The organism is Nonomuraea sp. CA-218870, from assembly GCF_050936535.1.
Classification (GTDB): Bacteria; Actinomycetota; Actinomycetes; order Streptosporangiales; family Streptosporangiaceae; genus Nonomuraea; species Nonomuraea corallina.
This window is the reverse complement of the sequence record NZ_JBNJMN010000001.1, coordinates 884747-910224: the sequence shown is the minus strand read 5'-3', so window position 1 is coordinate 910224 and position 25478 is coordinate 884747. Positions and strand designations below refer to the sequence as shown.

The following is a 25478-nucleotide window of genomic DNA, read 5'->3' as shown; positions in this document are numbered from 1 at the left end:
TCTTGGGGCGTTTCGCACCAAATTCCCCCACATTTCCGAGGTATTTCCACGACTCAGGCGTAATACTGGACGGCAACCCGGCCGCCGAGGAGGACGGCCAGGGCGCCCGCGGAAGGGGAGTGCGGCGGATGAAGGCGGAGGAACGCTGGCAGGCCAGGTTCCGCGCGTCGCGCATGTCGCTGCCCTCGTACGCGCCCCTGGCCCCGAACCGCTCGATCTACCGCTCCAACGCCAGCGGCACGTGGGAGGTCTACGCCTGGGACCGCGCGAGCGGCGCTGTCCGCCAGGTCACCGACCGGCCCGCCGGCACCGCCCACGCCGCGATCGACCCCACCGGCCGGTGGATCTACTGGTTCGCCGACACCGACGGCGACGAGCTCGGCAGGTGGCTGCGCCAGCCGTTCGCCGGCGGCCCCGACGAGCCGGTCGCCCCCGACATCCCCGCCGGGCAGACGCCCGGGATCGCGCTCTCCTCCACCGGCCCGGTCGCGATCAGCCTCGCGGCCGACGGCGCCTTCCGCGTCTGCCTGGTGCGCGAGGGCGGGCGGGCGGAGCTGCTGTACGAGCACGGCGAGGCCGCCTGGGTGGCCGGCATGTCCATGGATGGTGAGCTGATCGCGATCAACCACGGCGAGTACGGCGACGTCCGCCACCCCGCGCTGCGCGTCGTGCGCCCATCGGGCGAGGTGGTCGACGAGCTGTACGACGGTCCCGGCAAGGGCGTGGCCGGCCTCGGTTTCGCCCCGGTGCCCGGCGACTCCCGCCTGCTCGCCCTGCACGAGCGCCGCCGCCGCCGCGAGCCGCTGGTCTGGGACCCGGTGTCGGGCGCCCGCCGGGAGATCTGGCTGAAGGACGACGGCGAGATGACGGCCGAGTGGTACCACGACGGCCGCGGCCTGCTGATCCTGCGCGGCCACCGGGCCCGCAGCCACCTCCACCGCTACGACCTGGCGGGCGGCGGGCTGACGCCCATCGAGACGCCGCACGGCGTCATCGAGGAGGCGCGCCCGCGCCCCGGCGGCCATGTGGAGTACTCCTGGTCGAGCGCGTCCCGCCCGCCCGTCATCCGCTCGACCAGCGGCCAGGTCGTGCTCAACGCCGCCGGCCCGGCCGCCCCGCCGAGCGTGCCCGTGGAGGACCTCGACGTCGAGGGACCCGGCGGGCGCATCCACACGCTGATCTCCCGCCCGGAGAACGGCACCGCCCCGTTCCCCGCGGTGTTCCTCCTGCACAACGGCCCGACGAGCCACGACCGCGACTCGTTCTCCCCCGAGGTGGCCGCCTGGGTGGACGCCGGCTTCGCGGTCGTCCGGGTCAACTACCGCGGCTCGACCGGCTACGGCTCGGCCTGGCGCGACGCGCTGCACGGCGACGTCGGCCAGATCGAGCTGGCCGACGTGACCGCGGTGCGGGCCGCCGTGGTCGACGCCGGCATCGCCGACCCCGACCGGCTCGTGCTGGCGGGCACCGCCTGGGGCGGCTATCTCACGCTGCTCGGTCTCGGCACGCAGCCGGGCCAGTGGGCCGCCGGCATCGCCGGCGTGCCCATCGCCTGCCACCGGATCTCGTACGAGGACGAGGCCGAGAGCATGCGCGCCTACCACCGCGCGCTGCTCGGCGGCTCACCCGACGAGCAGCCGGAGCGCTACGCGACCAGCTCCCCCATCACCTACGTCGACCAGGTGAAGAGCCCGGTGCTGATCATGGTCGGCGAGAACGACACCCGCTGCCCGCCCCGCCAGATCCAGAAGTACGTGGCCCAGCTCGAACAGCACGGCTGCCAGCACGAGGTCTACACCTACGACGCCGTACGGGGGAACCTCGTGGTCGCCGAGCGGATCGCGCAGACCGCCCTGCAGCTGGACTTCGCCCGCAAGCACGTGGGCCGGCGCTAGCGGGCGCGCAGCACCAGGATCGCCAGGTCGTCGGCGCTGGGCTCGGTGGCGAAGTCGGCCGCGCTCCTGCGGATGCGTTCGGCCACGGCCCTGGCCGACAGGCCCGCGCACTCGGCGAGCATCTTGGCCAGCCCGCCCTCGTCGTCGAGCAGCCGCCCGCCCGAGCGGCGCTCGGTGACGCCGTCGGTGACCGCGAGCAGCACGTCGCCCGGCTCCAGGTGGACGGTGTCGGCCTCGAAGAGCACCTCGGGGAAGACGCCCAGCAGCGACTGCGGGGTGGTGACCGGCTCGACGACGCCGCTCGGTTTGAGCCGCAGCGCCTCCGGGTGGCCGGCCGAGACCAGGCGCACCTCCAGGCCGTTGTCGGCAGGGGTGATGTCGCCGTGCAGCAGGGTGAGGAACCGGGCCCGCTCCCCCTCTTCGAGGATGGCCTGGTTGAGCCGGCCGAGCACCGCCGCGACCCCGTAGCCCTCGCGGGCGAGCAGGCGGAGCGTGTGCCGTGCCAGGCCGGTGACCGCGGCCGCCTCGGGGCCGGTGCCGCAGACGTCGCCGATCGCGAAGCGCCACGAGTCGTCGCCGGCCTTGAACAGGTCGTAGAAGTCGCCGCCCACTTCGTTGGCCTCACCGGCGGGCTCGTAGACCACGCCGTAGTCGAGGCCGGGCACCTCGGGCTCGTTGGGCGGCAGGAGGCTGCGCTGCAGGGCGCGGTTGGCGGCGGCCTGCTGGGCGTAGACGCGGGCGTTGTCGGCGGCCAGGGCCGCGCGCCTGCCGATGTCCTCGGCGAGCTGGATGGCCTCGTCGGGGAACCGGTCGGGCCGGCCCAGGCACATCACGCCGAGACTGCGTCCGCGGGCCGTGAGAGGGACCGCGAGCACCTCGTTGTCGCCCAGGTGGAAGGTGGAGCTCATCCGGGTGCCGACGGAGGCGACGTCCATGTCGGCGAGTTGCTCGCGCAGCCCGTCGATCCTGGCCTCGTCGGCGTGCCACAGGTAGGCCAGGCGCAGCGGCGAGGAGGCGGTGTCGGCCGTGTAGACGGCGCACCAGTGGCTCAGCCGCGGCACCACGATCTGGGCGATGATGGCGGGGACCATGTCGGGGTCGAGGGTGCCCGCGAGCAGGTCGCTGGCGTCGGCCAGGAACCCCAGCCAGTGGGGCCCGCGTCCGCTCTGCTTCCACTCGACGGCTCCCGCGCTGTCGTGGGAGCCGGGTAGCGTGAGTCTGGCCCAATGGACACGGGAGTCGCCCGCGAAGGTGATCCCCCACTCGTCGACGTGCACGGAAGGAGCTTTCTGATCCCCCTGTGATGTGTGCCGCTGCTTCACCTCGACCTGAACAGAACTACCCAAGTGACGCCAAAGCATTTCAAATGGCTCATCTATCACCTGCCCCGCGAGGTCTCCCGCCACCTGCTCGGCGACATGGAGCATGCCGCCGGTGGCCCACGCGGTCATCACCTCGCGCGTGAACCTCATGGCGTCGGTCACAGCCGACTCGCCCGCCGCGAACGTCGCAGCTAGCACGGCATGGGGAGAAGCAGTCATCCCCACGTGCCTACCACACTTCCCGGTGACTTGGGGTAAATCCAAGGACGGGACTAAGAGCTACTCATCGTGACAGACTTGAATCACTCGCCGAAGTCACCGGTGAGTGAAGGAGGCCCCATGACCACGGCCAAGGCCGCGCCAAGTCCCGAGGAGAGGACATACACGGAGTCGGATCTCGTCCCCATTCTGGAGACTCTGTTCTCATGGCGTGACGGTGACTTCCGGCGTCGCGTACCGTACGCGCCCCCTGGAATCCTCAGCGAGGTGCGGCTGCTGCTCAACGAGGTGGCCGACCGCCGCGAACACCTCGCCAACGAGCTGACCAGGGTGCGCAGGGAAGTGGTCAAGGAGGGCCGGTTCGGCGAGCGGCTGACGCCCGGGCCCGGGGTGGGGGCCTGGGCCGAGAGCGTGGAGTCGGTCAACATGCTGATCGACGCGCTGGTGAGCCCGGTGAGCGGCGCGGCCGACGTGATCGACGCCGTGGCGAAGGGCGACCTGTCCCGGCGGATCGACCTCGACCGGTCGGCCCGCGGCGAGGTGCGCCGCCTGGGCAAGGCGATCAACGGCATGGTCGACCAGCTCGCGCTGTTCAACTCCGAGGTGACCCGGGTGGCCAGGGAGGCCGGCACCGAGGGCCGGCTGGGCGGCAGCGCCAACCTGCGCGGCATGTCCGGGAGCTGGCGCGACCTCACCGAGGCGGTCAACACCATGTCGTCCCGCGTGGCGGCGCAGGTACGCGACATCGCGGTGGTGACGACCGCGGTGGCCAAGGGCGACCTGAGCCGCAAGGTGACGGTCGACGCGGTGGGCGAGATGTTCGAGCTGAAGAACACCGTCAACACGATGGTCGACCAGCTCTCCGGGTTCGCCGAGGAGGTCACCCGCGTCGCCCGCGAGGTCGGCACCGAAGGCCAGCTCGGCGGCCAGGCCCAGGTGACGGGCGTGTCGGGCGTCTGGAAGGACCTCACCGACAACGTCAACTTCATGGCCAACAACCTGACCTCGCAGGTGCGCAGCATCGCCACCGTCGCGACGGCGGTGGCCCAGGGCAACCTGTCCAAGAAGATCACGGTCGACGCGCAGGGCGAGATCCTCCAGCTCAAGGACACCCTCAACACGATGGTCGACCAGCTCTCGTCGTTCGCCGACGAGGTCACCCGCGTCGCCCGCGAGGTCGGCACCGAAGGCAAGCTCGGCGGCCGGGCCGAGGTCAAGGGCGTGTCGGGCGTCTGGAAGGACCTCACCGACAACGTCAACTCCATGGCGCGCAACCTGACGTACCAGGTCCGCAACATCGCCCAGGTGACCACCGCGGTCGCCAACGGCGACCTCACCCGCAAGATCGACGTCGACGCGCAGGGCGAGATCCTGGAGCTCAAGTCGACCATGAACACCATGGTCGACCAGCTTTCCTCGTTCGCCTCCGAGGTCACCCGCGTCGCCCGCGAGGTCGGCACGGAGGGCCAGCTCGGCGGCCAGGCCCAGGTACGCGGCGTGTCCGGGGTCTGGAAGGACCTCACCGACAACGTCAACTCGATGGCCAACAACCTCACCTCGCAGGTGCGGCAGATCGCCGCCGTCTCCTCCGCGGTGGCCCAGGGCAACCTCTCCAAGAAGATCACCGTCGACGCGCAGGGCGAGATCCTCCAGCTCAAGGACACCCTCAACACGATGGTCGACCAGCTCTCGTCGTTCGCCGACGAGGTCACCCGCGTCGCCCGCGAGGTCGGCACCCAGGGGCAGCTCGGCGGCCAGGCCCGCGTCCAGGGCGTGTCGGGCGTCTGGAGAGACCTCACCGACAACGTCAACTTCATGGCCAACAACCTGACGTACCAGGTCCGCAACATCGCCGAGGTGACCACCGCGGTCGCCAACGGCGACCTCACCCTCAAGATCGACGTCGACGCGCAGGGTGAGATCCTGGCGCTGAAGACCACCATCAACCGGATGGTCGACCAGCTCTCCTCGTTCGCCTCCGAGGTCACCCGCGTCGCCCGTGAGGTCGGCTCCGAAGGGCGGCTCGGCGGGCAGGCCCGGGTCGAGGGCGTCGAGGGCACCTGGAAGCGGCTCACCGAGAGCGTCAACGAGCTGGCCGGCAACCTGACCACCCAGGTGCGCGCCATCGCCACCGTGACCAGCGGCGTGGCCCGCGGCGACCTGACCCGCTCGATCGCCGTCGAGGCGCAGGGCGAGCTGGCGGAGCTGAAGGACAACATCAACTCGATGGTGGCCAACCTCCGCGAGACCACCCAGGCCAACCAGGAGCAGGACTGGCTCAAGTCCAACCTGGCCCGCATCTCCCGGCTCATGCAGGGCCACCGCGACCTGTTCGAGGTGGCCAAGCTGACGATGAGCGAGCTGACGCCGCTCGTGTCGGCGCGGTACGGCGCCTTCTACGCGGTCGACCCGGAGAGCGAGCGCGAGCTGCTGCTGATCGGCGGCTACGGCGTCCGGCCCGACCGGGGGCCGCGGGCGCGGTTCGCGTTCGGCGAGGGCATCGTCGGCCAGGCCGCGGCCGAGGGCCGGCACATCGTCCTGGACGACGTGCCGCCGAAGTTCATCACCATCGACAGCGGACTCAGCCAGTCGACTCCCGCGCAGATCGTGGTGCTGCCGATCCTGTTCGAGAACCGCGTCCTCGGCGTGCTGGAGCTGGCCTCCTTCAGCCCGTTCGGCGAGGTCCACCTGGACTTCCTGACGCAGCTCGTGGAGAACATCGGCGTCACCATGAACACGATCATCGCCAACTCCCGCACCGAGGACCTGCTGACCGAGTCCCAGCGCCTCACCCGCGAGCTGCAGGAGCGCTCCGACGAGCTGCAGCGCCAGCAGGAGGAGCTGCGCCGGTCCAACGCCGAGCTGGAGGACAAGGCGGCGCTGCTGGCCAAGCAGAACCGCGCGATCGAGATCCAGAACTTCCAGATCGAGCAGGCCCGCCGCACCCTGGAGGAGCGCGCCGAGCAGCTCGCCGTGTCCTCCCGCTACAAGAACGAGTTCCTCGCCAACATGTCCCACGAGCTGCGCACCCCGCTCAACAGCCTGCTCGTGCTGGCCAAGCTGCTCACCGAGAACGCCGAGGGCAACCTGACCCCGCAGCAGGTCGAGTTCGCCCGCACCATCCACGGCGCCGGCTCGGCACTGCTCCAGCTCATCAACGACATGCTCGACCTGTCCAAGGTCGAGGCCGGCCGGATGGACATCCACCCGACGCAGGTGTCGCTGCCCAAGATCATCGACCTGCTGGAGGCGGCGTTCGCGCCGCTGGCCGCCGACAAGGGGCTCGCCTTCGCCGTCGAGATCGACCCGGACGTGCCGCAGGAGCTCCGCGCCGACGAGCAGCGGCTCCAGCAGGTGCTGCGCAACCTGCTGTCCAACGCGGTCAAGTTCACCCCCAAGGGCGAGGTGAAGCTGCGCGTCGTCCCGGCGTCGCCGGACGTCGACTTCGACGACGACTCGCTGCACATCACCCACGACCTGCTCGCCTTCCAGGTCATCGACACCGGCATCGGCATCGCGCCGGACAAGCGCGAGGTCATCTTCGAGGCGTTCCGCCAGGCCGACGGCACCACCAGCCGCAAGTACGGCGGCACCGGTCTGGGCCTGTCCATCTGCCGGTCGATCGCCCGCCTGCTCGGCGGCGAGATCCACGTCGAGAGCGAGCTCGGCCAGGGCAGCACCTTCACCCTCTACCTGCCGGCCACCTACACCGGCCCGCTGCCCGTCAGCGCGGAGGGCGCGCGCAACAGCGGCCAGCAGGTCGTCACCGCCTCGATCGAGGAGCCGGCCACCATCCCCGAGCCGCCCGGTCTGCCGCTCGACCTGCCGCTGCCCGAACTGGTCGAGGCCCCCGTCGAGACCAGCCAGTGGCAGGGCGACGACCCGCTCAGCGGCGCCAAGATCCTGATCGTCGACGACGACATCCGCAACGTCTTCGCACTGACGAGCGTGCTGGAACGGCACGGCGCCACGGTCGTCTACGCTGAGAACGGCCGCGAGGGGATCGAACAACTCGAACGGAACGAGGACGTCGCGCTCGTGCTGATGGACATCATGATGCCGGAGATGGACGGCTGGGCGACGACCTCCGCCATCCGGCGCATGCCGCAGTTCGCCGACCTGCCGATCATCGCGCTCACGGCCAAGGTGATGCGCGGCGACCGGGAGAAGAGCATCGCCTCCGGCGCCTCCGACTACGTGCCCAAGCCCGTCGACGTCGACCGCCTGCTCGAACGGCTGCGCGGGTGGCTCAGCCGAGGCCGCACCTCCGACTCGCCCGCGGAAGGTTCATGACCATGCCTGACAGGGCCAAGATCCTCCTGGTCGACGACCGCGAGGAGAACCTCATCGCGCTGGAGGCGATCCTCAGCTCCCTCGACCTGGTGCCCGTCCGCGCCAGGTCGGGCGAGGAGGCGCTGAAGGCGCTGCTCAACACCGAGTTCGCGCTGATCCTGCTGGACGTGCGGATGCCCGGCATGGACGGCTTCGAGACGGCCGCCCACATCAAGCGCCGCGAGCGGACCAGGAACATCCCGATCATCTTCCTGACCGTGGCCGACAGCGCCCCCGACTACGCCTTCCGCGGCTACGCCGCGGGCGCGGTCGACTACCTGACCAAGCCGTTCGACCCGTGGGTGCTGCGGGCCAAGGTGTCGGTGTTCGCCGAGCTCTACAACATGCACAAGCGCCTGGCCGAGCAGGCGGCGATGCTGCGTGAGCGCCTCGGCCACGAACTCCCGGCCGGCGTGGGCGACCAGGGAGCGGTCCTGCCCGAGCTGTCCCGCCGCCTGACAGCGGTCGAGGACGAACTGGCCCGCGTACGGGAGCTCGCCGGCAAGTCCAAGGATCAGAGCCTGTCGGCCCCCCTCACCGACCTGGCGGACCGCGTCACCCAGCTCCGCGCCGGCTTCGACGCCCTCTCCTGAGGCGTACGGCCTTGAGGCGTATGGCCTTGAGGCGTCCGGCCCGGTGGCGAAAGGCTCCGGGGTGTCGTGCGCGGGCGGGTCAGCTGCGGGCTCGCTCCAGGGCGTCCCAGAAGCCCCTGCGCAGGGCGTGACGCACCTCGTCGTGCAGCAGGAAGTCGATGGGCAGCGACGAACCCTGCAGCAGCCTGGCCTCCAGGTCGGACGGCATCCGGGGCTTGCGCGCCAGCACCGCCTCCAGCCAGAGGGCGGGGGCGTCACGGGCCACGGACTCACCGAAGTCGTGCCCCTCGCGGTGGGCGGCCTTGACCGCGTCGGCCAGCGTCGTGGCGCCCGAGGAGGACGAGGTCGCGGCCGGCTGCGGCGCCACCGGCGCGGGCTGCGGACCCGTGTAGGGGCCCAGCTGCTGGTAGCCGCCCGCGCTCGACGGGGAGGAGAACTGCCCTGTGGCCGGTGACTGCTGCGGCATCGGCGCGGCCGGCTGCTGCTGCGCGGGTGGGTCGGCGGGGAAGGTGTAGGTGGGCAGCACCGGCGGCTGCGACTGGGCGCGGCTGTGCGCGGCCGGCGACTGACCGGCGGCGGAGGAACGCGACGGCGCGGCATGGCTGCCCGTGGCGTGACTGCCGGTTGCATGACTGTCGGTGCTGTGACTGCCAGTGCCGTGGCCGCCCGTGGCGTGACCGCCTGCGGTGTGGCCGCCCGAGGTGTGGCTGCCGGTTGCATGACTTCCTGCGGCGTGGCCCCCCGCGGTATGGCTGCCTGTGGCATGGCTGCCGGCATGACCACCCGTGACGTGGCTGCTCGTGGCGTGGCTGCTCGTGGCGTGACTGCCGGTGGTATGGGTGCCAGTGGCGTGACTGCTGGTCGTGTGACTGCCCGTGTGACTCTCTGTGGCATAGGTGCCCGGGGTGTGGCTGCCGGTCGTGTGGGTGCCCGGGGTGTGGCTGCCGGTGGCGTAGGTGCCCGGGGCAGCCGACTGCAGGGAGCCGGTCGCCCCTGACAGGGTGCCGGTCGCCGACGACTGCAGCGACGACGAGGACCCCGGAGGCAGCGCGTGGGCGCCGTGGCCGTTGCTGATCGCCTGGTGGCCGTTGACGGCCTCGGACGCCCCGGTCGCCAGCGACACGTACGGCCGCAGATGGGCGGCGCCCAGCTCGATGAGGTCGTCGCACTCCTGGCGCAGGGTGCGGGAGGCGGCCCAGCCCCCGTCGGCGGAGATGTGCACCACGGTCAGCCGGACGCCGAGGTCCTGCGCGTCGCAGACGACCTGGGTGAGATCCTCGTCGCCGCTCACCACGACCGCGTCGCAGACGGCGCTGTTGCGGGCCAGCGTCATCAGGTCGCGGTGGACCTGCGCGTCGACGCCCTCACGACGGCCCGGACGGATGCGGGACAGGCGGAGCTTGAGGCCGGGGATGTCGGCCAGCAGGTCGTGCTCGGGGGTGCGGCGGCCCTCGATCGTGGCCTCGTACCAGTAACAGCGCAGCAGCGGCAGGCCGGTGCGCTCGCGGGACAGGCTTGACAGCAGTTGCAGAAGGCCGGGATAGTCCCACGACACCGACTCCCGATGGCGGGTGCCATGCACGGCCATCGCGCCGTCTGCCAGCAGATAGCCGGCGTCGACGAACAGCGCGCAGCGATCCACTGACACCGCCCCTTTCGTGGTGGTCCGACGTGCTGGCTCTGCACCATCAGAGCCGGACTCGGCGGCCCTGTCCCAGGGTAATGAAAGCGGGTGATCGCTCGGGGGTTAATCCTGACGATTCGCCCCCCGACCGGCGTCAAGCCAGATCCGTCAGGCGAACCGTACCAGTTTGTCACGTTCGCCGTCACGAGCGCGTACGCACGCTGACGGCCGCGACCCCGAACAGCGCCACGTCCCCGCCTCCCATGATCGTCAGCCTGGGACGGGCACGCAAAAAGGCGCTGAACGTGTCCACGTCGACGCCGGACGTCACGCCGGAAGCGCCGTTGGCCGAACCGTCGAAGACGTCGCCCGCGTCGCGCCCGCCCCCCTGCGGCGCCAGCGGGCCGGAGCCGAGCGACACCCGGTCACCCCTCACACCGCCGTCCCCCGCCCAGGCGACCAGCTCCACCCGGGCGGGCGCGCCGGCGGGTTCGAGCCCGTCGAGCGGCACCCGCAGCACCGGCGCGCCGCCGCCGACGACCCGCGCGGCGTCGACGACCAGCGCGTTCCCGTACGGGGCCGCCGGGTCGGTGGTGACGACCACGAGGCTCCACCCCGCGTGGCCCCGCCCGCCCAGCGGCGGGTCGGCGGCCCACCACGCCCCGCTCTTGGCCGCGCCCGCCACCAGCCCGGTCACGTCGGCCACCGCCTGGTAGGCGGGGCCATGGGGCAGCTTCCGCCAGGTGACCCGGCTGGGCCGCACGGTCACGTAGCGACCTCTGCCGGGCGGTCTCAGCCTGATCGGCCCGGCTCGTTCGGCGGTGGCCGACCAGTAGAGGCCCGCCCACAGCACGCTGCCGCCCTCGGGCAGGGAGAGCCGGGCGGCGCTGGAGGCGTCGGTCCTCGGTGACCGGTCGGCGTCGAGCGGCCGCGCCGGCGACCGCCCGCCGTCGCGCCGCTCCGGCTCCGTGCACCCCCGACGCCGGACCGGGCAGGTCAGCAGGGCGTTCCCGACCGCTCTGACCGTCACCTTCCCGTCAGCGGCGAACCTCGCCGGAGCCCCGGACTCCCGCACGCCCGCCGAGGCCCGGCCGCTCAGCCGCAGCGCCCCCGCCTCGACCCGGAGTCTCGGCCCTGCCCCGACGGGCGCGTCCCGCGCGACCTGCACCCGCAGGAAGGCCGCCGCCGCCTCGCCCGGGGCCAGCGGCTGCCTGGCGCATCGGGCCCCGCCCCTCACCGGCCTGCACCGCCACCCGGCGGCCTCGGGTGTCCCGGCAGCCCGCGTTTCGAGCGTTCGCGGCGGATCCGCGGCTGCGGCGCGGCGCGTTCCGGTGGTGGGGTCCGTGGCCGCCATGGCCCACCGGACCGGGCCTCGCCTCCGGGGCCAGGGGGTCTCCGCGACCGGGCCCGCCGAAGGGGCGAGGGTGACACCGGGAGGCAGCTCGATGGCGGCGTAGACGTCGCGGGTCGGGGCCTCGCCGGTGTTGCGGGCGCGCAGTGCCACGACGCCCTGCTCGCCCCGTACCAGCGAGCCCATCACCGCGACGGAGGCCCGCAGCCGCGCTTCACCGGTCCGGCGCTCACCGACCGCCCCTTCCGGCCCGCGCATCCGCGACCGCCCGCGCTCCCTCTCCGGTTCGCCGGGCGCGGACCCGCCGGGCCTTCTCACCGAGGAACCGACACGCTTCCGGCCCGGCCCCCGCTCGCGCCCCGGCGCATCAGCCCGCTCCCGATCCGCCGGCCCCACCCGCTCACGCCCGGGCACATCATCGCGTTCCCGGCCCGGCGATCCCACTCCCTCACGTCCCGGGCCACCAGCCCGCTCCCGGCCATCGGACTCCACCCGCCCGCGCCACGGGCCACCAGCCCGTTTCCGATCCGGTGACCTCACTCCCGCGCGACCCGGGCCACCAGCCCGCTCCCGGCTCGGTGAGTCCGCCCGGTCGCGTCCGGGCCCGTCAGTGCGTTCCCGGTTGGATCCCGTGCGCTCACGACTCGGTGCGCCGGTGTGCTCCCGATTCGGTGGGGTGGGGCCTTTGTTCGCGTGTTGGCGGTCCGGGGCGGCGGCGCGGTTGTGGGAGGGGGTTGGGTGGGGTGGGACGAGGGCCGGGGGGATGCGTGCCCGCTCGCTGACGGCGTCCGGCCTGCGGTCGGTTTCGGGCCGCTCGTCCGCGTCCGACGATGCCGGTGCGCCGGAGCGCTGTTCGCGCGGGCCGGAGGCGGGTGGGTCCGATGTGGGGGTGCCGGGCTTCGCCCCGCCCGGGCCGGTGGAGGCCGGGGTGGGAGCGCCGCCGGGGTCGGGGACGACGCGGTCGGCGGACGGGCGGGGGTGGGACACCGGGGGCCGCGCCCCGAGGTCCCGGCCCGACGCCACCGCGAAGGCCGCCGCCACGGTCATCACGGTCAGCGCGCCGCCCGCCACCAGGACCTGCCGTACCGACCTGCGCCGCATCCAGCCGAGCACGCGGCCGGGCACAGCCGCGGGGGCGGGCCGGGACATGGCCGCCAGGTAGCCGCCGGCGGCGGCGCCGAGCACGAGGGGCCCGACGACGGCCCGCAGCCCGCGGGTGACGTCGGTCAGCTCCCGCAGGACGGTGTGGCAGTTGGGACAGTCGCCTACGTGCTCGTCCACCGCGCGGGTGTCGCGCCGGGTCAGCCCGCCCCGCACGTAGGCGCCGAGTCTGCCGATCACCGTCCTGCACTCGGACGGCGGCCCGCCCGTCAGATAGGTCCGCAGGTAGGCCTGCCGCAGGCCCTCGCGCGCCCGGTAGGCCAGCGCGGCGACCCCGTTGGCCGACAGCCCGAGCAGCGGCGCCACGTCGGCGGGCCTGGCGTTCTCCACCTCGGTGTGCCAGAGCACCGCCTGCCGGCGTTCCGGCAGCGCCAGGTAGGCCTGCGCGATCAGCGATCCTTCCAGCCGCACCGTCGCCGGGTCGTCGGCCGGGTCGAACAGGTCGATGCCGGAGGTCGCGCGGGTGCGGTAGGCGACCGTGCGCCGGACCGTGGCGAGCAGGAAGGGGCGGAAGGCCGCCGCCGGTCCGCCGCCGCGGCTGACCTGGTCGAGGACGCGGGCGAACGATGCGGCGACGACGTCGCCGATCTCCGCCTCGTCCGCCACGAGCTGCGCGGCCAGGGTGCGGGCGGCAGTGACGTGGCGCTCGTGGAGCTGCCCGTATGCCGTGGCATCACCCGTTCTGACGGCATGCAGAAGGTGTGCGTCGCTCTGCGGTGATTCCACGCTCATAGTGACCTCGCAGTTACGAAACGTTGCCCGTGGAGTCATTCCGCACTGCCGCCCATGGCTAAACCGGGCACGCCTCTTTGCCGTCGGGTGAGGGCCCTAAGCTGAGGCCATGAGTGACCGCGACAGCCTGCTGGCCGAGATCAAGAAGAAGGCCGTCGTGCACGGCCGGGTGGTGCTCTCCTCCGGGCGGGAGGCCGACTTCTATCTCGACCTGCGCCGCATCACCCTCGACGGCGTGGCGGCCCCGCTGGTCGGCGGCGTGCTGCTGGATCTGACGGCCGATCTCGGTTACGACGCCGTGGGCGGGCTCACGCTCGGGGCCGACCCGGTGGCGACCGCCATGCTGCACGCCGCGGCGGCGCGCGGGCGCTCGCTGGACGCGTTCGTGGTGCGCAAGGCCCAGAAGGCTCACGGGATGCAGCGCCGGATCGAGGGCCCCGACGTGAAGGGCCGCCGGGTGCTCGTGGTCGAGGACACCTCGACGACCGGCTCGTCTCCGCTGACCGCCGTGGAGGCGCTGCGCGAGGAGGGGGCCGAGGTGGTCGCGGTGGCCACGATCGTCGACCGGGGCGCCGCCGCGAGGATGGCGGAGGAGGGGCTCGACTACCGCTGCGCGTTCACTCTTCAGGATCTCGGACTGTGAACGCCTCGCGCTCCCCCGGCTCGCCCTGCGGCCGGGGCCGCCCGTTCTCGGTGACGCGTACGGTGGCGGCGTCGGAGAGCACCACGTCGAGCTCGGGCTCGAAGTAGCTGACCTCCTCGCCCCGGGTCATGTCGCGGTGCTGGAGCACGTCGCCGCCGGGGACGCGCACGGTCACGAGCGGGCAGACGTCGGCCACGCACTCGATGCGCACGGTCGCGGCCGGCGCACTGGTCGTGGGCGTGGACGACGGGCGCACGGGCGCCGCGTCGCTGGTGTCGAGCGAGTCGAACAAGGCCCGCCCGCCGATGACCAGCAGCACCACCAGAGCACCCACCGCCAGGACGGCGAGCGCCAGGCGGGCGAGGCCCATCGGATCCGACCTGTGGCGTCCCACGCCAGGAGACTATCCAATGGTAAGCGCGCTTTCCCGATCCGATCGGCATCTTCGCGCGGCCGCGGAGCCGGTGGGGGCGTCGCCTCTACCACCACGGGTACGAGAACCGGGATACTGAACAGCGCGAAGCCGTTACTTCTAGGGAGATAACTCATGCCCATCGCGACTCCTGAGGTCTACGCCGAGATGCTCGATCGAGCCAAGGCAGGCGGGTTCGCCTATCCGGCGATCAACGTGACCTCGTCCCAGACGCTGAACGCCGCGCTGCGCGGGTTCGCCGAAGCGGAGAGCGACGGCATCATCCAGGTGTCCACGGGTGGCGCCGACTACCTCTCCGGCTCGACGGTCAAGGACATGGTGACCGGTGCGACGGCGCTCGCCGAGTACGCCCGGGTGGTGGCCGCCAAGTATCCGGTCACGGTGGCGCTGCACACCGACCACTGCCCCAAGGACAAGCTCGACGGCTTCATGCGCCCGCTCGTCGACATCTCCCTGGAGCGCGTGTCCAGGGGCCTCGACCCGCTCTTCCAGTCCCACATGTGGGACGGCTCCGCCGTACCCCTGGAGGAGAACCTGGAGATCGCCAAGGAGCTCCTCGACAAGTGCGCCCGCGCCCGGATCATCATGGAGATGGAGATCGGCGTGGTCGGCGGCGAGGAGGACGGCGTCGTCGGCGAGATGAACGAGAAGCTCTACACCACGGCCGGCGACGCGCTGGCCACCGCCGAGGCGGTCGGCGTGGGCGACCAGGGCCGCTACATGCTCGCCGCCACGTTCGGCAACGTCCACGGCGTCTACAAGCCCGGCCACGTCAAGCTGCGGCCGAGCGTGCTCAAGGAGATCCAGGAGGCGGTCGGCGCCAAGTTCGGCAAGGACAAGCCGTTCGACCTGGTCTTCCACGGCGGCTCCGGCTCCCTGCTCGAGGAGATCCACGAGGCGATCTCGTACGGGGTCGTCAAGATGAACATCGACACCGACACGCAGTACGCCTTCACCCGGCCGGTCGCCGACCACATGTTCCGCAACTACGACGGCGTGCTGAAGGTCGACGGCGACGTCGGCAAGAAGAAGTCGTACGACCCGCGCTCGTGGGGCAAGTCGGCCGAGGCGGGCATGGCCGCCCGCGTCACCGAGGCGTGCGAACACCTCAAGAGCAGCGGGACGAAGCTCACCTAGCCACGACGACGGCCCGGCGGGTATGACTTGTCCTATGGATAACCTTCTCGCCGGGCCGCCCCCGACCGAACTGCCGGACACGCCCGAGGCCAGGGAGGCCCTCGAGTCCGGCGCCAAGGTCTCCGACGTCGCCGCCCGCTTCCCCGCCTACCCGGCGGCGTGGGCGGCGCTGGCGGAGGAGTCCTTCGCTCAGGGTCACGCCGTCACCTCCTACGCCTTCGCCCGCACGGGCTACCATCGCGGCCTCGACCATCTGCGCCGCAGTGGGTGGAAGGGCCATGGGCCGATCCCGTGGGAACATGAGCCCAACCGCGGCTTCCTGCGCTGCCTGTACGCGCTGAGCAGGGCCGCGCTGGCCATCGGCGAGAAGGACGAGGCGGAGCGCTGCCTGCAGTTCCTCAAGGACAGCACCGAGACCGGCTATGACGCGCTGACCAAGGGGTAGGTCTTGGGGCGATTAGCCCCACTCGGGTAGTCTCTCTACGCAAGAGCCCCTGTCGCGCTTGCGCCAGGGGTTTCGTTTTGTGTTCGGGAGACTTCACCATGCCGGCTGCCGTTCTCGTGGGTGCCCAGTGGGGCGATGAGGGCAAGGGCAAGGCCACCGACCTGCTCGGTGGCGACGTCGACTACGTCGTCCGTTATCAGGGTGGCAACAACGCGGGCCACACCGTGGTCATCGGCGACCAGAAATACGCGCTTCACCTGCTGCCCACGGGCATCCTGTCGCCACACGTGGTGCCGGTGATCGGCAACGGCGTCGTGATCGACCCGGCGGTGCTGCTGGGCGAGATCGACGGGCTGGCCGCGCGGGGGATCTCCGCCGAGCGGCTGCTCATCTCCGCCAACGCGCACCTGATCATGCCCCACCACAAGGCGCTCGACAAGGTTACCGAGCGCTATCTGGGCAAGGCCAAGATCGGTACGACCGGCCGCGGCATCGGCCCGGCCTACGGCGACAAGATCTATCGGGTCGGCGTGCGGGTGCAGGACCTGCTCGACCCGGGCATCCTGGCCAAGAAGATCGAGGTGGCGCTGGGCGAGAAGAACCAGGTGCTCACCAAGCTCTACAACCGGCGCGGCATCGAGGCCGACGCGGTGGTGGAGGAGTATCTCGGCTACGCGGAGCGGCTCAAGCCGCACATCGCCGACACCTCGCTGGTGCTGAGCAAGGCGCTGGACGAGGGCAAGTTCGTGCTGCTGGAAGGCGGCCAGGGCACGCTCCTCGACATCGACCACGGCACCTACCCGTTCGTCACCTCCTCCTCGCCCACCTCGGGCGGCGCGTGCGCCGGCGCCGGCATCCCGCCGAACCGGCTCACCCGCGTGATCGGCATCCTCAAGGCCTACACCACCCGTGTCGGCTCCGGCCCGTTCCCGACGGAGCTGGAGGACGAGATGGGCGAGTGGCTGCGCCAGACGGGCGGCGAGTACGGCGTCACGACCGGCCGCAACCGGCGCTGCGGCTGGTTCGACGCGGTGATCGCCCGCTACGCGACCCGGATCAACGGCGTCACCGACTTCTTCCTCACCAAGCTGGACGTGCTGTCGGGGCTGGAGCGGATCCCGGTGTGCGTGGCGTACGACGTCGACGGGACGCGGCACCACGAGATTCCGATGACGCAGACGGAGTTCCACCACGCCAAGCCGATCTACGAGGAGCTGCCCGGCTGGCAGGAGGACATCTCGGAAGCGAAGACGTTCGAGGATCTGCCGCCGAACGCGCAGGCGTACGTGCGCGCGCTGGAGGAGATGAGCGGCGCGCCCATCTCCGCCATCGGCGTGGGCCCCGGCCGCGACCAGACCCTGGTGATCCGTTCGCTGATCTGACGCCCGCATCCCGTCTCTTCAGGCCCGGAGGTGCGGGCTTCCCGCGGCCGGCGGGCGAGCTCAGACGCGGACCACGATCTTTCCCCGCGTGTGTCCGCGCTCGGCGTACGCGTGCGCTTCCGCGATCCGTTCGAGCGGGTAGGTCCGCTCGACGCGCGGGGTGTAGCGGCCCTGCCGGCCGAGTTCGCCCGCTTCGGCCAGCAGGGTGAAGTCGTTCTCGGCGTTCGCCAGCCGCACGCCCAGGCGCTGGGCGTTGGCGTGGTCGGCGACCGTCGCCACGCGGGCGGGGTCGCCCACGATCGCGACGAGGTCGGCCAGGGACCCGGAGGCCGCCGTGTCGAGGGCGAGGTCGACACCGTCCGGAGCCAGGGTGGCGAGGCGCTCGGCGAGTCCGGCGCCGTAGGTGGTGGGTACGGCGCCGAGCGAGGCGAGGAACTCATGGTTGCGCTCGCCGGCCGTCCCGATCACGGTGGCGCCCCGGGCGGCCGCGATCTCGACCGCGGCGCTGCCCACGCCTCCGGCGGCGCCCTCGATCAGCAGGGTGCGCCCCGGCAGGGGTCCGAGCGCCTTCAGCCCGCCCATCGCGGTCACGGATGCCAGTCCGGCGCCTCCGGCCTCCTCATCGGTCCAGGCGCCGGGCGCGTGGGCCCAGGCCGAGAGCACGGCCAGCTCCGCCGTCGCGCCGGTCACGCCGCCCAGCCCGAAGACGCGGTCGCCGACGCGCGCCCCCCGCACGCCCTCACCGAGCTCGTCCACCACGCCGGCGGCGTCGCGTCCGGGAATGGCGGGGAGGTCCACGGGGAGCACCTCGCGCACCGCACCGGAACGCACCTTCCAGTCGACGGGGTTGACTCCGGCCGCCGCGACGCGGACGCGGATCTCGCCGGGCCCGGGATGCGGGTCCGGCACCTGCTCGACCACCAGGGTCTCCACACCGCCGTACTCGTGATAGCGGACTGCGCGCATGTCGTTCTTCCCTTCCGCGGCGGCCCGGGGCGGCCGTACGCGGGATCTCGTGGGGTGGATGCCCGGCGGATGCCGGCTCTACCCACGCTAAAATCTGACGTTGACGTCAGGTGCAAGTCGGGCGGGGCCGCCCGATGGAGGAGGACGGGTGCGCATCGGTGAGGTCGCCGAGAAGGCGGGAGTGAGCGTCCGGGCGCTGCGCTACTACGAGGAGCAGGGCCTGCTCCAGGCGGACCGCAGCGCCGGCGGCCAGCGGCACTACCCCGGCACCGCCGTGGACCGGGTCCGGCTGATCCAGCAGCTGTACGCCGCGGGCCTGCCGAGCAGAGTGGTCCGCGAGGTGCTGCCGTGTGTGGACTCGGGGGCGGAGCAGGCGCCCCCGGCGCTCCTGGGCCAGATGGCGGCCGAGCGGGTCCGCATCGACCAGCGGATCACCGACCTGCTGGCCGTGCGCGACCGGCTCGACGACCTGATCGCCGCCACGCGGGACCCTGACTCCCCCTGCTCTCACCCGCGGTGAGGGATCACCGCAGCACGGCGGCCGTCATGGGCGAGCAGAGCCGCCAGCCGAGGCTCTCGTACAGGCTCCTGCCCTCCGGGGTGGCCAGCAGGACCCCCGTGGTGGCGCCGCGGGAGACGGCGGTCGCCGCGAGCGTCCTCATGACGACGCTGCCCAGGCCGCGGCGGCGGTGGGCGGCGGCGGTCTCCACCTGGTCCACCACGGCCGCCCAGCCGGCGTTGGCGATCTGGCCGCGGGCGGCGACCTCGCCCGCGGCCGTGAGCAGGCGGGCGGCGGTGACGCCGGACCGGGTGGTGACGGCCAGCGTGTAGCCGTCCGGCACGGCCACCGGTTCGGCGGTCAGGGGGCCGGTCATCAGGTACTCGGGAGGGTCGATCGTCCAGCCGGACGGGAGCCAGGGGGCGATCAGTTCGGCCGGGGCGCAGAGCTTGAGCCAGGTGCCCGGCACGGTGATCATGGACGTCAGCCGCTGGACGAGGGCGGGTGTCGGGGCGGGAACGACGTGACGGACGACGTGGTCCGGCAGTCCCACGTCCACCCGGAGCCCCCAGGGCTCGGTCACCGGCGGTGGGGTGCCGCGGGAGACGGCCCACCCGTCCACCCAGGCCCGTACTGTGTCAGCCTGAGTGGTTTTGAGCCTACTTGTCATGGTTGCTGAGTTTATTGCACTACCGTCGCATTTATTGCCAAAGATCGATCAGATTCGGCTGTGCCGGAATAACACCGGATCGTCTACATCTGAGACTTCCATCAACGGCAGCTTCGCTGCAATCGGTATAAAAAGGACACGGCGTGGCACCCGCTCAAGAGGGCCTGATCCCTGTAGGGTCCCCGTGTGCGCGTTGAGATACATGGTCATCGGGGAGCGCGGGGCCTCTGGCCGGAGAACACGCTGCCCGGCATGAGCCGGACGATGGAGCTCGGCGTCCACGCCCTGGAGCTCGACGTCGCGCTCACCGCCGACCGCCGGCTCGTGCTGACGCACGACCTCACGGTCTCCGCCGTCACCAGCGCCGACACGCGCCCGGTCACCCCGGACGACCCGGCTTTCCCGTACGTCGGAAAACCGATCAACTCGCTCACCCTCGCGCAGTTGCGCACGCTCGACGTGGGGGTGCGCTTCCCCCGCCATCCGCAGGACCCGTTCGCGCTGACCCAGGTGGCGATGCCCGACACCCGCATGCCCACGCTCGGAGCCGTGCTGGGGCTGGTCAACGCCTACGAGGCGGGCGGCGTACGGCTGCACGTCGAGCTGAAGTCCGACCCGACCAGGCCCACGCTGTCGGCCGGCCCCGAGGAGTTCGCCGAGCTGGTGCTCGACGAGCTCGACCGGCACGGCAGGCTGCACAACGCGGCGATCCTCAGCTTCGACTGGCGGATCATCTCGCGCGTGGCCGAGCTCGCGCCCGGGATCCGGCGCTTCGCGCTGATCGAGCTCGACACCCTCGACTGGAACGGCCCGCTCGGCGACGACCCGCCCGCGGCCGCCCGCGCCGCCGGCGCCACCACGCTCTCGCCCGAGCACGTGATGGTGGACGAGCGGCTTATGTCCCAGGCCGCCGCGGCGGGGCTCGACGTCGCCGTCTGGACCGTCAACGACACCGCGCTCGGCGCCCGCATGCTCGACCTCGGCGTCTCCGGGATCGTCACCGACTATCCCGACCGGATGCGCGAGCTGTGGCGCGAGCGCGGGCTCGATCTGCCCGAGCCCGTCGGCCCGCTCAGGCCGGTCGGCGTGTGACTCAGAGCCAGCCGTTGCGGCGGAAGCCGCGGTGCAGCAGCACGCACACCGTGACCATCACGGCCAGCACGGCCGGGTAGCCCCACGCCATCCGGGTCTCGGGCATGAGGTCGAAGTTCATGCCGTAGATCCCGGCGATCATCGTCGGCACCGCCATGATGGCGACCCAGGACGAGATCTTGCGCATGTCCTCGTTGGCCAGCGCGTTCGAACGGGCCAGCGCCGCCTGCAGGATCGAGCTGCACAGCTCGTTGGACGACTCCACCTGCTCGCACACGCGCGACAGGTGGTCGCCGACGTCGCGGAAGTACTCGCGCATCTCCGACGGGACGACCCGCCGCTGCGGCAGCGCGGCCAGCGGCGCCTGCAACGGGGTGACCGCCCGCTTCAGGTCGAGCATCTCGCGCTTGAGCTGGTAGATCCGGTTGATGTCGCGGGAGCTGACGTCGGCGAACACCGTGGCCTCGACGTCCTCCAGCTCCAGCTGCATGAGGTCGGCGACCTGGAGGTAGCGGTCGACGACGTGGTCGGCGATCGCGTGCAGCACGCCCGCCGGTCCGCGCGCCAGCAGCTCACGGCTGTCCTCGATGCGCTCGCGCACCTCCGACAGCGGGCAGTGCTCGCCGTGGCGCACGGTGACCACGAAGTCGGGGCCGAGGAAGATCATTATCTCGCCCGTGGCGATGATCTCGCCGGTCGGCTCGGCGTGGTCCAGGTACGCGATCGTCTTGAGCACCATGAACAGCGAGTCGCCGTAGCGCTCCACCTTGGGGCGCTGGTGGGCCTTGACGGCGTCCTCGACGGCGAGCGGATGGAGTCCGAAGACCTCGGCCAGCCACTCGACCTCCGGCGCGGCCGGCTCGTGCAGGCCCACCCAGACGAACGCCTTCGCGCCCTCGGTGTGCCTGTTGTGCCGGCGGACCAGCTCCAGTGACTCGACGATGCCCGCGGCCCGGGTCTTCTCGCCCTCGACGTACGCGGCGTGATCCACGAGGGAGTCGACGGGCGGCACGCGCGCCTCACTCACCGGCTGGTGACGCGGGCGCGGGTGGTGCGGCTGAACGGGGTGACGGTTGATGCGACGGAAAAGCGTGGACGAGCGCATGGCAGTCCCTTTCCGCCCGACCTCGCACGCTCCACGCGTGATGCGGCATCACCTCTTAAATCAAGAAGGAATGCGTGGAGGCATGATCAGGCTGCCGGATTGGAGTGGTCAGGGGAATACGGCAGGTACGTGATCGAGCACGTACTGCTGGGATCACCAGGATTCATCCCGGACCACCTCCAATCACACGAGACGCCATAAAGCCGCCCCAATTTATCACGGGCCGGGGAACCAACCTGACTGTACTCGTCGAGCGGTCACCGCAACCGCCGGTCGTCGCCAAAACATCCAGAACCGTTCCGGCATTTCCCGGCAGCGGGGCTCCTGCCCTCCCCCGCGGCTTCCAACCTCCCCTCGCCTCCGTCCCTTCGCGGGCGCGGCCGGGGCCCTGGAGGTGGACGGGCGCGGGGGCTGCGAGAATGGGCGGGTGCGCGTACTCGTTATTGGTTCCGGAGGGCGGGAGCACGCCCTCTGCCGTTCGCTCGGGCTGGATCCGCAGGTCGTCGAGGTGCACGGCGCCCCGGGCAACCCGGGGATCGGGCAGGTCGCCCAGCTGCATGCCGTCGATCCGGCCGACCCTCAGGCCGTCGCCGGGCTGGCCAAGCGGCTGGGGGTGGATCTCGTGGTCGTGGGGCCGGAGGCGCCGCTGGTCGCCGGGGTGGCCGACGCGGTGCGGGAGGCCGGCATCGCCTGCTTCGGCCCGTCCAGGCAGGCGGCGATGATCGAGGGGTCCAAGGCGTTCGCCAAGGAGATCATGCGGGCCGCCGGGGTGCCGACGGCCGAGGCGCGGGTGTGCGAGAGCGCCGAGGAGGCCGCGGCCGCGTGCGCCGAGTTCGGCGCCCCGTACGTGGTCAAGGACGACGGCCTGGCCGCCGGCAAGGGCGTCGTCGTCACCGACGACCTGGAGGAGGCGCTGCGCCACGCGCGGGCGTGCGGCCGGGTGGTGATCGAGGAGTTCCTCGACGGGCCCGAGGTGTCGCTGTTCGCGCTCTGCGACGGGAGCACGGCGGTGCCGCTCCAGCCGGCCCAGGACTTCAAGCGGGCCTACGACGGCGACGCGGGCCCCAACACCGGCGGGATGGGCGCCTACACCCCGTTGCCGTGGATCCCCGAAGGGCTGACCGAGCAGGTGATGCGCGAGGTCGTCCACCCGACGATCGCGGAGCTGGCCCGGCGCGGGCTGCCCTACCAGGGAGTGCTCTACGTGGGGCTGGCGCTGACCGCCAAGGGGCCGAAGGTGGTGGAGTTCAACGCCCGGTTCGGCGACCCGGAGACGCAGGTGCTGCTCGACCGGCTGGAGACGCCGCTGGGCGGGCTGCTGATGGCCTGCGCGACCGGCGAGCTGGGGCTCGACCCGGTGTTCCGGCCGGGGTCGGCGGTGTGCGTGGTCGTCGCGGCCGAGGGCTATCCCGCCGCCCCGGTCAAGGGCGACGCGATCGCCGGGCTGGAGCCCACCACCGGCGCGTACGTGCTCCACGCCGGGACGACGCTGCGCGACGGCGAGCCGGTCTCCGCCGGCGGCCGGGTGCTGAACGTCGTCGGCACCGGCCCCGACCAGGAGAGCGCGCGCGCTCACGCGTACGAGCTGGCCGGGCGGATCCGGATGCGCGGCGCTCACTACCGGACGGACATCGCCCGATGAGACACCTGCACTCCGGCAAGGTCCGCGAGCTGTACGTGACGGACGAGGGGGCGCTGCTCATGGTCGCCTCCGACCGGATCTCGGCCTTCGACCACGTGCTGGAGCCCGAGATCCCCGACAAGGGGGCGGTCCTCACCCAGCTCTCGCTGTGGTGGTTCGACCAGTTGCGCGACGTGGTGCCCAACCACGTGCTGTCCCCGGGGCCCGACGCGCGCAGCGTGCTGGTGAAGCCGCTGACCATGGTGCCGATCGAGTGCGTGGCCAGGGGCTACCTGACGGGGGGCGGGCTGGCCGAGTACCACGCGACCGGCGCGGTGTCGGGCATCGCGCTGCCGCCGGGCCTCCAGGACGGGTCGCGGCTGCCAGAGCCGATCTTCACGCCGTCCACGAAGGCGCCCGCGGGTCAGCACGACGAGCCGATCCCGTACGAGCGGGTGGTCGCCGAGGTGGGCGAGGAGACGGCGGCGGAGCTGCGCCGCGTCACGCTAGCCGTCTACGCGCGGGGCGCGGAGATCGCCCGCGAGCGCGGCATCATCGTCGCCGATACCAAGATCGAGCTGGGCCGGGACGCCGACGGTGTGCTGACGCTGGGGGACGAGGTGCTCACGCCCGACTCGTCGCGGTTCTGGCCGGCCGACCAATGGCGGCCGGGCCGTTCGCAGCCGTCCTATGACAAGCAATTTGTCCGTGATTGGCTAAATTCGCCGGAATCCGGATGGGACAAAGACTCCGGCACTCCTCCGCCTGTTCTGCCCGACGCCGTGGTCGAGCGCACCCGCCGGCGATACCGAGAAGCATATGAGCGGCTCACGGGAGTCGCCTTTACAGGATGATTCGGCAGGGTCAAGTGGTGTTACCGGCTACTGTTGGCCGGGCCGAGCCTCACGTTGAACCACAAGGAGCCGCCCGAATGGTCCGTTACCGCGTGCGCGGTGGCAACCCCCTGCGTGGAACCGCCTTCATCCAGGGCGCCAAGAACGCCGTGCTGCCCATGATCGGCGCGGCGCTGCTCACGGCCCACGGCCGCACCGTCCTGCGCAACGTGCCGATCATCGAGGACGTGCGCCGCGCCGTCGAGCTGGCCACGGCCGTGGGCGCCCGCGTCAAGCTGCACGAGTCCGAGCGCACGCTCGTCATCGACGCCTCCCGGCTGGACAGCCCCGTGCTGCCCGCCGAGATCGCCCGCCGGTTCCGGGGCTCGGTGCTGTTCACCCCCGCCCTGCTCCACCGGCTGGGCGAGGCGATCGTGGAAGGGGTGGGCGGCTGCAACCTCGGCAGCCGCAACCTCGACTTCCACTATCTCGGCTACAAGCGCCTGGGCGCGGTGGTCGACGAGGGCGAGACCGTCATCCACGTCAAGGCCTCCGGGCTGACCGGCTCCACCCTCTATCTCGACACCCCCTCCCACACCGGCACCGAGAACCTCATCATGGCCGCCGCCCTGGCCAAGGGCACCACGGTCATCGAGAACGCTGCGCTGGAGCCGGAGGTCCTCGACGTCATCGAGATGCTGACCAAGATGGGCGCGCGCATCAGCGGCGGCGGCACCGGCTTCATCACCGTCGAGGGCGTGGAGGAGCTGCACGCCGTCGAGCACACCGTGATGCCCGACCGGCTCGACGCGGGCGTGTTCGCCATGGCCGCCGCCATCACACAAGGTGAGGTCAGCCTCGTCGGCACCGGCCTCGACCTGGGGGTGGTGCGCTACAAGCTGGAGCAGATGGGGGTCGACTTCGTCCGGCAGGGCGCGGTGCTGCAGGTGCGCTGCGACCGGCCGCTGCGGCCGATCAACATCATCACCGACACCTATCCCGGCTTCGCCACCGACCTGCAGTCGCCGATGATGACGGTGGCCGCGCTGGCGGGCGGCACGAGCTACATCCACGAGCGGATCTTCGACGGCCGCTTCGCGCTGGCCGCCGAGCTCAACAAGATGGGCGCCAACGTGGAGGTCGCGGGCAGCCGGGCCATCGTGCGCGGCGCGACGCCGCTGACCGGAACTCACGTAACCGCTCACGATCTGCGTTCGGGTATAGCACTGGTGCTCGCCGGACTGGCGGCCAAAGGCGAGACCGTCATCGACTCGGGATACCTCATCGATCGCGGACACGCACATCTCGCGCCGCGAATGCGCGCGCTCGGCGCGGACATTACACGAGAGATTTCTGAACCCTGAAAATCCTTGAGAATCCGGCGCTGAGCTGCTGATATACCTTCTCGGGCGGTCAACCAGAA

19 protein-coding genes are annotated in these 25478 nt (G+C 71.7%); 12 read left to right on the top strand and 7 right to left on the bottom strand.

The annotated features are described in order from the left end of the window. Positions 1 to 128 precede the first annotated feature (128 nt). A complete protein-coding gene (locus ACQEUU_RS04550) occupies positions 129 to 1895 on the top strand; it encodes a S9 family peptidase (protein ID WP_433060696.1) in 1767 nt (588 codons plus the stop codon). Here the strand turns inward: ACQEUU_RS04550 and ACQEUU_RS04545 are convergent. After that, on the bottom strand, positions 1892 to 3172 hold the full coding sequence (locus ACQEUU_RS04545) for a PP2C family protein-serine/threonine phosphatase (protein WP_433060693.1): 1281 nt from the start codon (positions 3170 to 3172) through the stop codon (positions 1892 to 1894). The two genes, ACQEUU_RS04550 and ACQEUU_RS04545, sit on opposite strands and share 4 nt — an antisense overlap. A 384-nt stretch (positions 3173 to 3556) precedes the next feature. On the opposite strand from ACQEUU_RS04545, the gene ACQEUU_RS04540 reads away from it, so the two are divergent. Both ACQEUU_RS04540 and ACQEUU_RS04535 read left to right on the top strand, forming a co-directional pair. Then, positions 3557 to 7729, top strand: a complete 4173-nt coding sequence (locus tag ACQEUU_RS04540; protein WP_433060690.1) for a HAMP domain-containing protein — start codon at positions 3557 to 3559, stop codon at positions 7727 to 7729. A 2-nt stretch (positions 7730 to 7731) separates the two neighbouring features. Then, complete coding sequence (locus ACQEUU_RS04535) at positions 7732 to 8361, top strand: response regulator (RefSeq protein WP_433060688.1); 630 nt, start codon at positions 7732 to 7734, stop codon at positions 8359 to 8361. 79 nt (positions 8362 to 8440) lie between these two features. Here the strand turns inward: ACQEUU_RS04535 and ACQEUU_RS04530 are convergent, their stop codons facing one another. Then, complete coding sequence (locus ACQEUU_RS04530) at positions 8441 to 10009, bottom strand: NYN domain-containing protein (protein WP_433060685.1); 1569 nt, start codon at positions 10007 to 10009, stop codon at positions 8441 to 8443. Positions 10010 to 10187: 178 nt separating this feature from the next. Further along, the gene (locus ACQEUU_RS04525; RefSeq protein ID WP_433060682.1) at positions 10188 to 13229 is read right to left on the bottom strand and encodes a zf-HC2 domain-containing protein; all 3042 of its coding nucleotides are present in this window, start codon (positions 13227 to 13229) and stop codon (positions 10188 to 10190) included. Between the two features lie 109 nt (positions 13230 to 13338). On the opposite strand from ACQEUU_RS04525, the gene pyrE reads away from it, so the two are divergent. Next, complete coding sequence (gene pyrE / locus ACQEUU_RS04520; RefSeq protein ID WP_433060679.1) at positions 13339 to 13872, top strand: orotate phosphoribosyltransferase; 534 nt, start codon at positions 13339 to 13341, stop codon at positions 13870 to 13872. Here the strand turns inward: pyrE and ACQEUU_RS04515 are convergent. Next, complete coding sequence (locus tag ACQEUU_RS04515; protein WP_433060677.1) at positions 13847 to 14266, bottom strand: hypothetical protein; 420 nt, start codon at positions 14264 to 14266, stop codon at positions 13847 to 13849. The two genes, pyrE and ACQEUU_RS04515, sit on opposite strands and share 26 nt — an antisense overlap. Before the next feature lie 153 nt (positions 14267 to 14419). Between ACQEUU_RS04515 and fbaA the strand changes: the two genes are divergently transcribed. The 3 genes from fbaA (at position 14420) to ACQEUU_RS04500 (ending at position 17269) form a co-directional block, all read left to right on the top strand. Further along, on the top strand, positions 14420 to 15442 hold the full coding sequence (gene fbaA, locus ACQEUU_RS04510) for a class II fructose-bisphosphate aldolase (RefSeq protein WP_433060674.1): 1023 nt from the start codon (positions 14420 to 14422) through the stop codon (positions 15440 to 15442). Positions 15443 to 15476: 34 nt separating this feature from the next. Further along, positions 15477 to 15887 carry a DUF3151 domain-containing protein gene (locus ACQEUU_RS04505; protein WP_433060672.1) on the top strand — a complete coding sequence of 137 codons (411 nt, stop codon included), beginning with the start codon at positions 15477 to 15479 and terminating at the stop codon, positions 15885 to 15887. A gap of 98 nt (positions 15888 to 15985) precedes the next feature. Continuing rightward, positions 15986 to 17269: an adenylosuccinate synthase gene (locus ACQEUU_RS04500; RefSeq protein WP_433060669.1), complete on the top strand. Its 1284-nt coding sequence runs from the start codon at positions 15986 to 15988 to the stop codon at positions 17267 to 17269. A 60-nt stretch (positions 17270 to 17329) separates the two neighbouring features. Here the strand turns inward: ACQEUU_RS04500 and ACQEUU_RS04495 are convergent, their stop codons facing one another. After that, positions 17330 to 18235 (bottom strand): NADP-dependent oxidoreductase, encoded by a 906-nt coding sequence (locus ACQEUU_RS04495; RefSeq protein ID WP_433060666.1) that lies wholly within the window; start codon positions 18233 to 18235, stop codon positions 17330 to 17332. Between the two features lie 148 nt (positions 18236 to 18383). Between ACQEUU_RS04495 and ACQEUU_RS04490 the strand changes: the two genes are divergently transcribed. Continuing rightward, a complete protein-coding gene (locus ACQEUU_RS04490; protein WP_433060663.1) occupies positions 18384 to 18755 on the top strand; it encodes a MerR family transcriptional regulator in 372 nt (123 codons plus the stop codon). A gap of 4 nt (positions 18756 to 18759) precedes the next feature. Here the strand turns inward: ACQEUU_RS04490 and ACQEUU_RS04485 are convergent, their stop codons facing one another. Then, positions 18760 to 19317, bottom strand: coding sequence for a GNAT family N-acetyltransferase (locus ACQEUU_RS04485; protein ID WP_433060660.1), 558 nt, complete (start codon positions 19315 to 19317; stop codon positions 18760 to 18762). Between the two features lie 273 nt (positions 19318 to 19590). On the opposite strand from ACQEUU_RS04485, the gene ACQEUU_RS04480 reads away from it, so the two are divergent. Further along, positions 19591 to 20496 carry a glycerophosphodiester phosphodiesterase family protein gene (locus ACQEUU_RS04480; RefSeq protein WP_433060657.1) on the top strand — a complete coding sequence of 302 codons (906 nt, stop codon included), beginning with the start codon at positions 19591 to 19593 and terminating at the stop codon, positions 20494 to 20496. 1 nt (position 20497) lies between these two features. Here the strand turns inward: ACQEUU_RS04480 and corA are convergent, their stop codons facing one another. After that, entirely contained in the window at positions 20498 to 21523 is a 1026-nt protein-coding gene (corA, locus tag ACQEUU_RS04475) for a magnesium/cobalt transporter CorA (RefSeq protein ID WP_433060655.1), read from the bottom strand. Positions 21524 to 22028: 505 nt separating this feature from the next. On the opposite strand from corA, the gene purD reads away from it, so the two are divergent. From purD to murA, 3 genes are all read left to right on the top strand, one after another. After that, positions 22029 to 23243: a phosphoribosylamine--glycine ligase gene (gene purD / locus ACQEUU_RS04470; RefSeq protein ID WP_433060653.1), complete on the top strand. Its 1215-nt coding sequence runs from the start codon at positions 22029 to 22031 to the stop codon at positions 23241 to 23243. Beyond that, on the top strand, positions 23240 to 24076 hold the full coding sequence (locus ACQEUU_RS04465; RefSeq protein ID WP_433060651.1) for a phosphoribosylaminoimidazolesuccinocarboxamide synthase: 837 nt from the start codon (positions 23240 to 23242) through the stop codon (positions 24074 to 24076). Before purD ends, ACQEUU_RS04465 begins: the two co-directional genes overlap by 4 nt. 77 nt (positions 24077 to 24153) lie before the next feature. Then, complete coding sequence (gene murA, locus ACQEUU_RS04460) at positions 24154 to 25419, top strand: UDP-N-acetylglucosamine 1-carboxyvinyltransferase (RefSeq protein WP_433060649.1); 1266 nt, start codon at positions 24154 to 24156, stop codon at positions 25417 to 25419. Positions 25420 to 25478 lie beyond the last annotated feature (59 nt).

Excerpts from the sequence above, each read along its gene's own strand:
- ACQEUU_RS04495 (WP_433060666.1), bottom strand. The coding sequence starts at position 18,235 with ATGCGCGCAGTCCGCTATCACGAGTACGGCGGTGTGGAGACCCTGGTG.
- ACQEUU_RS04540 (WP_433060690.1), top strand. The coding sequence starts at position 3,557 with ATGACCACGGCCAAGGCCGCGCCAAGTCCCGAGGAGAGGACATACACG.
- fbaA (WP_433060674.1), top strand. The coding sequence starts at position 14,420 with ATGCCCATCGCGACTCCTGAGGTCTACGCCGAGATGCTCGATCGAGCC.
- ACQEUU_RS04505 (WP_433060672.1), top strand. The coding sequence starts at position 15,477 with ATGGATAACCTTCTCGCCGGGCCGCCCCCGACCGAACTGCCGGACACG.
- ACQEUU_RS04525 (WP_433060682.1), bottom strand. The coding sequence starts at position 13,229 with ATGAGCGTGGAATCACCGCAGAGCGACGCACACCTTCTGCATGCCGTC.
- ACQEUU_RS04535 (WP_433060688.1), top strand. The coding sequence starts at position 7,732 with ATGCCTGACAGGGCCAAGATCCTCCTGGTCGACGACCGCGAGGAGAAC.
- ACQEUU_RS04500 (WP_433060669.1), top strand. The coding sequence starts at position 15,986 with ATGCCGGCTGCCGTTCTCGTGGGTGCCCAGTGGGGCGATGAGGGCAAG.
- ACQEUU_RS04465 (WP_433060651.1), top strand. The coding sequence starts at position 23,240 with ATGAGACACCTGCACTCCGGCAAGGTCCGCGAGCTGTACGTGACGGAC.
- murA (WP_433060649.1), top strand. The coding sequence starts at position 24,154 with ATGGTCCGTTACCGCGTGCGCGGTGGCAACCCCCTGCGTGGAACCGCC.
- pyrE (WP_433060679.1), top strand. The coding sequence starts at position 13,339 with ATGAGTGACCGCGACAGCCTGCTGGCCGAGATCAAGAAGAAGGCCGTC.
- ACQEUU_RS04550 (WP_433060696.1), top strand. The coding sequence starts at position 129 with ATGAAGGCGGAGGAACGCTGGCAGGCCAGGTTCCGCGCGTCGCGCATG.